General features: G+C 40.1%; 9 protein-coding genes and 1 riboswitch. Of the genes, 5 read left to right on the top strand and 4 right to left on the bottom strand.

What is annotated here, in order from left to right:
• Positions 1-9 precede the first annotated feature (9 nt).
• The gene (locus I2I04_RS11375) at positions 10-1,365 is read right to left on the bottom strand and encodes an MATE family efflux transporter (RefSeq protein ID WP_195655057.1); all 1,356 of its coding nucleotides are present in this window, start codon (positions 1,363-1,365) and stop codon (positions 10-12) included.
• 152 nt (positions 1,366-1,517) lie between these two features.
• Here I2I04_RS11375 and I2I04_RS11380 point away from each other — a divergent pair, with 152 nt between their 5' ends.
• Positions 1,518-2,237, top strand: a complete 720-nt coding sequence (locus tag I2I04_RS11380; protein ID WP_195655058.1) for an adenine nucleotide alpha hydrolase — start codon at positions 1,518-1,520, stop codon at positions 2,235-2,237.
• A gap of 14 nt (positions 2,238-2,251) precedes the next feature.
• Here the strand turns inward: I2I04_RS11380 and I2I04_RS11385 are convergent, their stop codons facing one another.
• Genes I2I04_RS11385 through I2I04_RS11395 form a run of 3 tightly spaced genes read right to left on the bottom strand, consistent with a single transcriptional unit; the run spans position 2,252 to position 5,150 of the window.
• A complete protein-coding gene (locus I2I04_RS11385) occupies positions 2,252-3,007 on the bottom strand; it encodes an ABC transporter ATP-binding protein (protein WP_195471101.1) in 756 nt (251 codons plus the stop codon).
• On the bottom strand, positions 3,004-4,020 hold the full coding sequence (locus tag I2I04_RS11390; RefSeq protein WP_195471099.1) for a FecCD family ABC transporter permease: 1,017 nt from the start codon (positions 4,018-4,020) through the stop codon (positions 3,004-3,006). Before I2I04_RS11390 ends, I2I04_RS11385 begins: the two co-directional genes overlap by 4 nt.
• Positions 4,017-5,150, bottom strand: a complete 1,134-nt coding sequence (locus I2I04_RS11395; protein WP_195471097.1) for an ABC transporter substrate-binding protein — start codon at positions 5,148-5,150, stop codon at positions 4,017-4,019. Before I2I04_RS11395 ends, I2I04_RS11390 begins: the two co-directional genes overlap by 4 nt.
• A gap of 125 nt (positions 5,151-5,275) precedes the next feature.
• Positions 5,276-5,487: riboswitch (cobalamin riboswitch) on the top strand.
• Between the two features lie 210 nt (positions 5,488-5,697).
• On the opposite strand from I2I04_RS11395, the gene I2I04_RS11400 reads away from it, so the two are divergent.
• The 4 genes from I2I04_RS11400 to I2I04_RS11415 are packed head-to-tail and all read left to right on the top strand — an operon-like array spanning position 5,698 to position 11,530.
• Positions 5,698-7,704, top strand: a complete 2,007-nt coding sequence (locus I2I04_RS11400; RefSeq protein ID WP_195655059.1) for a TonB-dependent receptor — start codon at positions 5,698-5,700, stop codon at positions 7,702-7,704.
• A complete protein-coding gene (locus I2I04_RS11405; protein ID WP_195471095.1) occupies positions 7,701-8,861 on the top strand; it encodes a DUF5074 domain-containing protein in 1,161 nt (386 codons plus the stop codon). The genes I2I04_RS11400 and I2I04_RS11405 overlap by 4 nt, the downstream gene beginning before the upstream one ends.
• A gap of 20 nt (positions 8,862-8,881) precedes the next feature.
• The gene (locus tag I2I04_RS11410) at positions 8,882-10,198 is read left to right on the top strand and encodes a PKD-like domain-containing protein (protein ID WP_195655060.1); all 1,317 of its coding nucleotides are present in this window, start codon (positions 8,882-8,884) and stop codon (positions 10,196-10,198) included.
• Positions 10,199-10,228: 30 nt separating this feature from the next.
• On the top strand, positions 10,229-11,530 hold the full coding sequence (locus I2I04_RS11415; RefSeq protein WP_195471092.1) for a DUF5074 domain-containing protein: 1,302 nt from the start codon (positions 10,229-10,231) through the stop codon (positions 11,528-11,530).
• The last annotated feature ends 173 nt before the right edge of the window (positions 11,531-11,703 follow it).

An 11,703-nucleotide genomic window follows, 5' to 3' on the forward strand; every position in this document is an offset into this window, starting at 1 on the left:
CAAAGATACTCATCGTCGTCGGACCATGAAGCGATCTTTGAAATAAATTCCGATAATATAAAGCATTGTTAATAATTCGGCTAATGGCACAGCCAGCCAAATACCCGGCACACCCAAAAGCGGAGGAAGTATGAAGAACCCTATCAACATAAATACGATTCCGCGGAGAAGAGTGATGATAGTGGCCCGCTGTCCCCGTTCAATACTCTGATAGTAACCTATTCCTATCATGTTCACCGCAAAGAAAATGAATCCGATTCCAAAAAATGGAATTCCTTTTACCGCTATGTCAAATGCGGGATAACTACGGTCGATGAATGATGAAACGATATTCTGACTGCATAGCACAGTGAGGATGAAAAAACAGATTCCACAGATTAAAGCTGTCCGGAAGGCAAGATGCAGTGCTTTTCTGACACGATCGGGTTGACCGGCTCCGAAGTTGTAGCTGATAATCAGTTGTGCAGATTGTGCAATGGCATTGTAGACCATAAAGATGATGGGGAAGAAATAACAGGCAATGCTGAATGCTGCTACTCCGTCTTCTCCGAGATGGCGGATAAAAACATAGTTTCCTAAAAACATCATGCAGGCGATAGATGCTTCATTGACGAAACCGGAGGTTCCCAGTTTTATCATGTAACCGACATTGCGGAAGGTGAGCATCAGACTTTTTATACTCAATTTAATGCGGTATAAACGGATGCTATGAGAGAATCGTAGAAGGTAGATTAGAGTCATTAATCCCCCTGCAATGGTCCCTAGGCTGGTTGCGAAGGCGGCTCCCATCATTCCCCAGCCAAACTCGAAAATAAAAATATAATCTAAGATGATGTTGAGTATGGCAGCAACGGCATTACACATCATGGCATAGTTGGGCGAACCGTCCAACCGGATAAAGAACATACCTGTGCTTAATAGTTCGTAGAAAACCAGAAATGGTAGATACCATAACATATATTCTATCACAAGCGGCAACAGCTTTTCCGAGCTGCCGAGCAATCGGGCCAATGGTTCTACAAATAGGCAGCACAAGACGGACATCACTAATATAATGAGCGAAGAGAAAATAAGAGCTTGTGTTATATTGATGCTTGCCGCCTTATTTTTCCCTTGCGATAAATGAATGGAGGCAACTACCGATCCTCCGATTCCGAACATCAGTCCGATTCCGGTGGCAATCATAAAGAATGGTGCCGCGATATTGACGGCTGCCAGTGCATCGCTGCCAATTCCTTTCCCTACGAATATCCCATCTGTGATGACGAATATAGCCGAGAAAACCATTCCGAGTACTGTAGGAACCAATAATTTGCGGAATAACATGGAAACGTCCATACTGCCGAAATCAATACTATCTTTCATAACTTTCTATCTTTTGTTTGTTAAATCGGGTGCAAAGGTAGGGGTATGAAAGAAGATAAAAATTACCATTTGGTAATTTTATCCCATTTGTTGGATTCTCGTATATTTAGTGATATATTTGTGCTTCAGATTAATAATACAGTAAGAACCTTATGGATAAAATAAAGGCGGTTTTCAATTGGAGTGGTGGAAAGGATTCCGCTCATGCATTGTTGCGTGCTTTTCAATCAGAGCGTTATGAGATTGTTGCCTTGTTGACAACAGTGAATCGTGACACACAACGTTCAACGATGCATGGTATCCCGTTGCCTTTACTTGAGGCACAAGCTGCAAGTATTGGTATTCCTCTCTACATTGTTGACTTGACGCCGAAGGGTAATATGGAAGATTACTCATCGGCAATGTCGCAGGCTGTGGAATATTTTAAATCATTAGGGGTGACACACTTTATCTTTGGTGATATTTTTCTGCATGATGTACGCTGGTATCGTGAGCAACAGCTTTCACCATTTGGAATGGAAGTTGTCGAACCTCTGTGGGGACAATCGTCGGAAAAAGTGATGGAGGATTTTCTTTCATCAGATCTGGAAACTGTTGTAGTCACTACCATGGCTGACGGACTGGGAGCCGCCTTTATTGGCAAACTGGTTAATCGCGAGTTTGTGGCATCGCTTCCTATAGGAGTTGATCCTAATGGTGAAAATGGCGAATACCATACCTTCTGCTATAAGGGGCCGATTTTCCATTCTCCTGTCGCATTTCATCTGGGAGACATATTCTCACAAAGTTATGATATTCGTCTTGACGATGGGACGATGAAAACCTATACCTATTGGTTTGCGAATCTGAAAGAGGGTTATGCTACGGAATAAAGTCTTTTTGGGATTTATTTGATGATTATCTTCATAGCTTGTGCATCAAATGTCACAGATTCGTTCCGGAACAGTCTTTCTATATGTCCGCTCGTTATCATCTCATTTGTGGGGAGACTATACAATTGTGGGTTGTCAATCAGCATGATCGTGTCGCAGAGAGACAGGGCAATATCTAGGTCGTGTGTGGAGAACAGGATACACTTTCCTTCCGTTTGCGCGAGCTTTTTCAGTAGTAGGCAGAGTTCGTAGCGATTAGGTAAATCCAGAAAAGCAGTAGGCTCATCAAGTAGAATGATAGGTGTGTCTTGTGCAAGTGCACGTGCTATCATGATTCGTTGGCACTCTCCGTCGGACATCTTATCCATTGTCTTTTCTGCATAATCGGACATTCCTACCAGATGCATGGCAGTAACCACTTTTTTCTCATCTTCCGCTTGTAACTGTCCGATCCAGTTGGTATAAGGAGCACGTCCCAATGCGACTACATCTTTGCAACGCAGGTTGGCGATTCGTACTTTGTCAGTTGTTACAAAACTAATCTTTCGGGCTAATTTCTCCGGTTTCAGTGAAGCGATGTTTTTCCCATGCAGGATGATTTCTCCGGCTTTAGGTGTTTCCAGTCCCATGATGGCACGGAGAAGCGTGCTTTTTCCTGTACCATTCCGTCCGAGCAGTGCGACGAGCTGTCCACCCGTGATATGGGTGGAAACTTTCTCCAGCAATATACGTTGTTCGTATCCTAATGTCAGATCTTTTAGTTGAATCATTTGAATATACGCAAGTTTTTACCTATTACCCATAAAATAACCGGGACACCCAATAGCGCAGTGATACAATTCACCGGCAACAGAAACTTCTTGGCTATGATGTCACAAATCAGCATCCCGATCAACCCTGTCAGCATCGTACCCGGCATCAATATCCGGTGATCGGCGTTGTCAAACAGGATCCGTGTGATATGTGGGATAGCCAGCCCGATGAATCCTACCGGACCGCAAAAGGCTGTGACCGTTCCTGTCAGTAACGCTGTAGATATAAAAATAAGCGTTCTTGAACGCTTGACATTCATTCCCATGGTGCGTGCATAATTTTCACCAAGCAACAACAGATTCAGTGATTTGATACAGGCGATGGATAGCAGCAATCCTATGCATATTACTGGTGTTATAATCGTTAATTGCCCTGTCGTGATGTGACTAAGTGACCCCAAAGACCAGAGTGTGAACATTTTCAGTTGTTCTGCAGAACTTAGGTATTGTAATATCTGGATGATAGCTCCCGCTACGTAACCTATCATGACTCCCATAATCAGTACACCTAATATATTCTTTACTTTTCGACTGATGATGGCTACTCCCAACAGGATGACGGAAGTCCCTATCCACCCCGAACCTACAATACCGACTGATTGCAGAAAGGGAAAATCTGTCCAACCGAGAAGCGGGGCGCCTAGTATAAACAATGCCACTCCAAGACCCGCCCCGGAACTCACTCCCAACAAGTAAGGATCTGCCAAAGGATTCTGGAAGACTGTCTGCATTTGCAGACCGCTTACCGAAAGAGCTATACCTATTAATGCCGCTACTATGACGCGGATAAAGCGGATGGAGAGAACGATATTGCGGGTGGTTTCATCACATTCGCCGCCGGTGAGTACGGCTCCTATCTTTGATATAGGGATGAAAGTATCTCCTGTTGCTATATCTATTAATAGTAACAGGATGGCAACTATTCCTAATGCGGTGAATAATAGAGCGGTACGTCTGCGGGATGGTTTCATTTCAGGTGTCTGTAATAATAAGGTGAATCGTAAACGAGTTCCGGATGGAAAATATGAATCAGATCACGTAACACCACATCAGGACGAACAACTGCCGATTCCCAATAGTCATTGCCTCCTGTTGATGTCAGTCGCAAGTTATTGTTGTAGACTGTCTTTTCCCGGACGGCTTTAGCATCTGCAAATTTAGGATTCACAGCTTTTAATTCGTCTAATGTGGTGACCGAACCTACATTGATCCAATAATCTGCCTTTTGTATCAGTCCGTAGGCTGTTTCCAAGCCGATAGGAGTTGAACTGTTGGAATTATTTTCCTTATAGATATAATCTGCACCAGCGTCTGCAACCAACTGTGCCATGTAGCTTTGGGTGGAAGGCATTACCCAACTGTCGTTCCACGGAGTGTTGAACATGACGGTAGGGTGTTGGCTGATGGAGTCGGTAAGAGCTTTTAAAGCATGGTAGCGTTTCGGAATTTCCCGGAACACTTCAATCCCTTTCTTCCGGTTGTCAATCAATTCGGAAAGAACAACCATCCACTCGGCTTTTCCGAGTGGAGATTCTTCCAGATATTCTCCCATATATATATAAGGTATGGCTAATTCTTTCAGTTTATCTGTAACAGCTGTTTGAGCATCACCAATACCATATAATAGTACGACGTCCGGCTTTAATCCCAGCAACAACTCGTAATTCATTTCCGCTCCCATATCTTTGATTGAATCTTTGTGGGCGAGAATGTAGGGATTAGACACGTAATTGATGCCGGATACTCCGACAATACGTTTGAGTTCTCCCAGTGCATCAAGCATGGCGATATAGGAAGAAGACATACATACGATATTTCTGGCTCCGGCAGGAATGACGGGACCATTAAAGCCTGCAGGTGCTTGCTCTCCATTGCGCGAAATGAAATAGGACATTTTCACGTCTTGTGCTCCTTGCCACGGATTGGAGACTTGAATCAGTGTACTGGCTGCATTATCTGCCCCCAGTATTTTAAATCCGGAAGCATATTCGGGAGTATATATATCCTGGCTGAATGCTTCCAGAGATGTTTTATTACGGGATATACAGCTTGCCAAAAAGAAGAGGCATAGTAAAGCGATAGTTGAGATTGGAGATTTCACTTTTATACAGATTTTAATTAGAAAAAAGATTAGTGGATGCTTTCGAGTGGCAAAGATAGGACTAATTATTAGTTTGTTTTTATTTTCATTAGAATTTTCTTCTGATTTGTTTCTATTTGATGTATCTTTGCCGCAGAAATTTTGGTGTCATTCGTCCGATGCTACGGAAGAATGGTGAAAAGGGAATCAGGTGTAAATCCTGAACAGACCCGCTGCTGTAAGCTCCGCCAAAAGTTTTCCTACAATACTCAAATCCACTGTCTCACTTTGGAGAGATGGGAAGGGCGTTAGGAAAATGGAGTAAGTCAGAAGACCTGCCAAAGTTGAATTCTTGAAGCTTTCTGGGATTAGAGTTTGAAGAGTGCAGTTTTTAATTCAAAATACATCTTTAATTGCTGATGTGAAGTTTCAGAAAGGAGAAATATGCCTTTTTGAATGTTCCATTATACGGGGGAGAAGTACGTATATTGGTTTGAGTATGTAGAAAATTGCATCCTTGCTGTAACCCTATGAAAGTTTATTATTTAAATTAATAAACAGGAGGATTATGTTCAGGCAGATTCATTTTAGAGTATTTTGGATAGGATGCTTTTTGAGCATGTTTTTATTACTATCAGCACAAAGTAAACTGGATAGCTTACACCATCTTCATGAAGTAGTAATTACTGCTAAAATTAATAAGGAAGTGATTCCGGTGCAGTCTTTATCTGGTGATAAGTTAGAAAAATTAGCCGTACATTCGGTTGCAGATGCCATACGCTATTTTTCGGGAGTACAAGTAAAAGATTACGGTGGAATAGGAGGATTGAAGACCGTAAATATCCGAAGTATGGGGACGAATCATGTCGGAGTGTTCTATGATGGCATTGAATTGGGGAATGCACAGAATGGAGTGATTGATTTGGGACGCTTTTCTTTGGATAATATGGAGGCCGTTACTTTATATAATGGGCAGAAAAGTGCTATTTTCCAGCCAGCGAAAGATTTCGGTTCTGCCGGTTCTATTTATCTTCAGTCGAGAACGCCTGTTTTTCAGGCGAATAAGGCTTATCATGTAAAAGCTGCTTTTAAAACAGGCTCCTTTGGCGTTGTCAATCCATCTCTACTTTGGGAACAGAAACTAAGTGAGAATGTAAGTGCGTCACTTAGTACTGAATATATGTATACCACCGGAAAGTATAAATTTACTTATGCGGTAGCTGGGGGGTACGATACTACGGCAGTCCGCCGTAATGGCGATGTGAATGCTTTACGCACGGAAGGTGGTTTATATGGTAAAATAAAAGGCGGTTACTGGCGCACAAAAGCTTATTTTTATAATTCAGAACGTGGGTATCCCGGTGCTGTTGTGCGGAATCGTTTTTCACATGAAGATCGCCAATGGGATACCAATTTCTTTCTTCAGTCTTCTTTCAAGAAAGATTTTGGTGAAGCATATAGTCTGTTGTTGAATACCAAATATGCATATGATTATTTACACTATTTGGCAGATCCCAGAAAAGAGGAGGCCACTATGTATGTAAATAATACATATCGTCAACAGGAGGTTTACTTGTCAATGGCTAATAGAGTCACTATTCTTCCTTTTTGGGATATAAATCTTTCAGTGGACTACCAGTGGAATAAGTTGAATGCCAATCTGACTGATTTCCCTTATCCACGGCGAAATACGACGTTGGTGGCGGCGGCTACCTCTTTACATTTTGATCGTTTTAAGTTTCAGGCCAGTGTCTTGGGAACTTTCGTGCATGAGAACGTTGCTTCGGATACTACTTCAGCTGGGAATAAAATGGAATTTACTCCTACCGCCATCGCTTCCTATAAACCTTTCAAGAATATTGATTTTAATTTGCGTGCCTTTTATAAGCGGATATTTCGTATGCCGACTTTAAATGATTTGTATTATACATTCATAGGAAATATAAAATTAAAACCAGAATATACAAATCAGTATAATATTGGATTCACTTATCAGAAGTTATTTACCGGAACATGGTTGCAAGCCTTGAATGTTCAGTTGGATGCATATTATAATGAAGTGGAAAATAAAATAATAGCTACTCCTACCAATAATTTCTTTCGTTGGACAATGATTAATTTGGGGCTTGTTGAAATTAAAGGAGTGGATGTTGTTTTACAAGGAGCCTGGAAATTAGGTGATAATTGGACCTTTGACAGCCGCTTATCATATACTTATCAGAAAGCACAGGATTTTACTGATAAGTTGGATGAGGATACATATGGAGGACAAATATCGTATATACCTTGGCATAGTGGCTCGGCTATACTAAATGCTGAATACAAATCATGGGAACTGAACTATAGTTTTATATATACAGGTGAGCGTTATGATGTTTCGGCTAATACTCCGGATAATTATCGTCTTCCTTGGTATACAAGTGACTTGTCTATAGCGAAGAAATTCAATTGGAAAAAGAATGATTTTAAGTTGACTTTGGAAGTCAATAATATTTTTAATCAACAATATGAAGTGGTGAGGTCTTATCCGATGCCAGGAACTAACTTTAAATTCATTTTAAACTTAACTATATGATTGTGAATAATATTCTTTCGCGCGTCTTGTTTGGAATATTAGCAAGTTGCTGTTTGCTGGCTTGTCGGGGGGAGCTTCCGGTTTTACCGTCTGATGAGATAGAAGTCGGTAAGGATCCTTTAGGGGGTGTTCATATTAAAGGAATGTATCTTCTCAATGAAGGAAATATGGGTAGTAATAAGTGTACACTTGATTTTTATGACAGTACTACCGGTAAGTATCATCGTAATATTTATGCTGAACGGAATCCATCTGTAGTGAAGGAACTGGGAGATGTTGGAAATGATTTGCAAATTTATGGAGACAAGTTGTATGCTGTAATCAATTGTTCCAATTTTATAGAGGTGATGGATGTGGAAACTGCACAACATTTGGGGCAAATAGATGTGGTTAATTGCCGTTATATCACTTTTAGTAATGGAAAGGCGTATGTCAGTTCGTATGCGGGACCTGTTGGGATAGATCCCAATGCACGTCCGGGAAAAGTGGTTGAAGTGGATACGACAAATTTAGCTATCACCCGTGAAGTGGTAGTCGGTTATCAACCGGAAGAGATGGTGATAAAGGATGGAAAACTTTATGTTGCCAATTCTGGCGGATATCGTTTCCCTGATTATGACCGGACTGTATCGGTTATTGATTTGAAGACTTTTCAGGTTATTAAAACAATTGATGTAGCTATTAATCTTCACCATATGAAGTTGGATCGTTATGGACGTATATATGTTAGCTCGCGAGGGGATTATTATGGAACCGGATCAGATGTCTTTGTTATAGATACTCAAACGGATCGTGTGACGGGAAGCTTGGGTATTGCCGCGAGTGAAATGTGTTTGAGTGGGGACTCTATTTATATGACTAGTGTAGAATGGAGTTACGTTACAGAAAGTAATACAATTACTTATGCTCTCTATGACGTGAAACAAAATAAAATGGTCTCTCGCAATTTTATAACCGATGGAACAGAGGCGGAAATAGCAATTCCGTATGGGGTGACTGTGAACCCGGAGACGAAAGAAATATTTGTAACAGATGCAAAAAGTTATGTCGTGCCTGGTTATCTCTATTGTTTTAGTCCTGAAGGAAAGAAAAGATGGAAAGTCAGGGCAGGCGATATACCGGCTCATTTTGCTTTTACAACGAAAACATTTCAATAACTAACTGATATTTAATAAAAATGGACAAAAAGATTTTAAGACTAACATTAGTCATTGCAGTTTCTTTATTTTGGGGAACTGCATTTACAGGGTGTAGTGATGAAGAAAATACTCCGGCGGCTTATCAACTAAAGAAGGAGGATATTCGTGTATCACAACCGGAGGGTGGTTTTGCGGTTGTGATAGATCAACTACTAAAAGTGCAGGTTGAAAGTGAATCAGACGAAGGAATCTCTTATGTGTGGTTGTTGGATGGTACTGAAATTGCTCAGACGAAAAGCTTGGAGTATATGTTTGAAGAGGTGGGAGAATACGAATTGACATTACGTGTGTCACAGGGAGAGAGTCGTTTTGATTATCCCTTTACGGTTACAGTAACTTTTGAAAACATAGAACCAGCTCCTGAAGGAGCGACTGCTTATGTTACTAAAGTTTTTGATTTTGTTCCGGCTGTCGGACAATTTACTAATACATTGCCAGTATATAAAGAGGGTGATACACAGGAGGCTATGAATGAAAAAGTATTGGCAGCCATTGGCAATAATAAAAAAGGGATGATTTCGTTAGGGGGATTCGGAGGATATGTTGTAGTAGGTTTTGACCATACGATAACCAATGTTACCGGGAAACGTGATTTCCGGGTACTTGGCAATGCTTTTTATTCTGCGGCTAATCCAGACTCTGGCGCGCCAGAAGGAGGAAGTTGTGAACCGGGAGTTATCATGGTGGCTTATGATAAAAATCAGAATGGGAGACCGGATGATGATGAATGGTATGAAATTGCTGGTAGTGCTCATGAAGACGCTACATTAGAATTATGGTATGATAAGGCTGTCGCTGCCGGGAATGATGTGAAGACTTATCGAAATTATGAAATTACTTACTATCGGCCGGAAAAAGAACCGACAACTGCGGAAGAAAGAGAAATGTATATTCGCTGGGAAGATAACCAGGGAAAATCTGGATATAAAGTGAAGAATACATTTCATAATCAATGCTATTACCCGGAATGGATAAAGGAAGATAAAGTAACATTTAAGGGAACTTGTTTGCCTCAAAATGCTGTTGATGAGAGTGGACAAGGAAGTTATTTTGTTTTGTATAAATTTCGCTATGGTTATGCTGATAATGAATTGAATAGTAAGGATGAATCTGCTATTGATATAGATTGGGCAGTAAATTCGAAAGGTCAAAAAGTACACCTGCCAGGAGTCGATTTCATAAAGATATATACTGGTGTCAATCAGGAAAACGGTTGGCTGGGTGAATGTTCCACTGAAATATCAGGGGTTGAGGATTTACATGTTTTAGGAGTTGATATTGATACTCGCAAATAAGCTAAGAAATAATTGAAAATAAAAGTAAGAATGAGAAAGTTTTTAGTATTGGCAACTGTTGCTTTGGGATTTGTTTTTACGGCGTGTGATGATGAAGAAAATTTGAACTCGTCTGTGTTAATCGGAAATAAGTCGGGAAATAATGTGATAGCGCAATTAGATACATTGTATCTGGATGCCCGGGCTGAAAATCTGTCCGGAACGATGGAGTATTTATGGACAGTAGATGGGAAAGAAGTCTCAACCGCTTCAACATATAAGTTTTCACAACCTAAGACTGGAGAGTATGTTATAGGGTTGACTGTGTCGGATGGCAATGGAGAAACTCTTCAAACGAATATAACTGCCAAGGTAGAAGGTCGGTTTGGAAAAGGAACTTTTATTTTGAATGAAGGAAATATGAGTAATGAAACCGGAACTTTGACCTTTGTAGATTCAAAAGGAACAGCGATGGATAGTGCATACTATCGGGTAAATCAAACTTTACTCGGTAATGTCTGCCAGGATTTGTTCATTAGTGATAATAAAATTTATGTACTTTCTCAAAATGGAGCAAAGAATGGTGGTGAGGGATTACTGACTATTGCTAATGCGGATAATTTAGAGAAAGAAAGAATTTATGATAATGCTACTTTGTCTTGGCCTACTAATTTAGCGGTAATAAAAGAGGCTCTTTATATTCGTGATAATAAAGGTGTCTATATGCTAAATACTTCTACAGATGCTTTGACTTTTGTCGAGGGTACTGGCGGAGCCTTGAAAAATCGTATGGCTGTGGTTGGAGAAAAAGTTTTTGTGATGGGCAGTAAGAAGCTTTTTGTTATTCAGAATGGAACAGTTATACATACTATTCCTTTTGAAAGTGCCTTGTCTGGTATCGCGAAGGCATATGATGAAAACTTATGGGTATCATGTACAAATCCGGCAAGTATTAATAAAGTTAATCCTCTTGATTATACGGTTGAGTCTCATGCTTTAGATGTTAGTATTGGCGCCGGTTGGGGTGTTGCTCCTGCTTTTTCTGCGAAAGATGATATTGTTTATTTCAGTAATGCAGGCTTTAATCTATATCGACATATTTTCTCTCAAAATGAGACGGAAAAAGTTGCTAATATCAAAGATTATGTAGAAGATGCCGGAACATATTACAATAGCTTAGGTGTTGATCCGGTAAGTGGAGAGGTTTATTTTGCGACTTTAAAGGGATTTTCAGAGTACAAAATAAATGATATTGCCATATTTGATTTTACTAAAACACCAGCTTTACAGGCTGACATTAAAAATAAGAATAGTTTTCCGGCAGGAGTTTTCTTTACGGAGAATTTTAAGTGATAGATTTAACTCTATAATCTATCATTTTTATTGATGAGGACTTTCTCATTCAATCAAAAAATGTCCTTTTAAAAAGAGTATGTTTTTTGATTGATGGGAAAGTCTTTTTTTTAGATTATACTGTGACCTTGTGTGATTGGAATGTAATAAGTTTTAATAAAATGAATAAAGTG

It is taken from the genome of Bacteroides sp. 1001136B_160425_E2, assembly GCF_015559655.1.
Lineage (GTDB): Bacteria > Bacteroidota > Bacteroidia > Bacteroidales > Bacteroidaceae > Bacteroides > Bacteroides luhongzhouii.

What these genes read in the sequence shown, in the direction of transcription:
- I2I04_RS11375 (WP_195655057.1), bottom strand. Translation starts at nt 1,365, where the DNA reads ATGAAAGATAGTATTGATTTCGGCAGTATGGACGTTTCCATGTTATTC.
- I2I04_RS11380 (WP_195655058.1), top strand. Translation starts at nt 1,518, where the DNA reads ATGGATAAAATAAAGGCGGTTTTCAATTGGAGTGGTGGAAAGGATTCC.
- I2I04_RS11385 (WP_195471101.1), bottom strand. Translation starts at nt 3,007, where the DNA reads ATGATTCAACTAAAAGATCTGACATTAGGATACGAACAACGTATATTG.
- I2I04_RS11390 (WP_195471099.1), bottom strand. Translation starts at nt 4,020, where the DNA reads ATGAAACCATCCCGCAGACGTACCGCTCTATTATTCACCGCATTAGGA.
- I2I04_RS11400 (WP_195655059.1), top strand. Translation starts at nt 5,698, where the DNA reads ATGTTCAGGCAGATTCATTTTAGAGTATTTTGGATAGGATGCTTTTTG.
- I2I04_RS11405 (WP_195471095.1), top strand. Translation starts at nt 7,701, where the DNA reads ATGATTGTGAATAATATTCTTTCGCGCGTCTTGTTTGGAATATTAGCA.
- I2I04_RS11410 (WP_195655060.1), top strand. Translation starts at nt 8,882, where the DNA reads ATGGACAAAAAGATTTTAAGACTAACATTAGTCATTGCAGTTTCTTTA.
- I2I04_RS11415 (WP_195471092.1), top strand. Translation starts at nt 10,229, where the DNA reads ATGAGAAAGTTTTTAGTATTGGCAACTGTTGCTTTGGGATTTGTTTTT.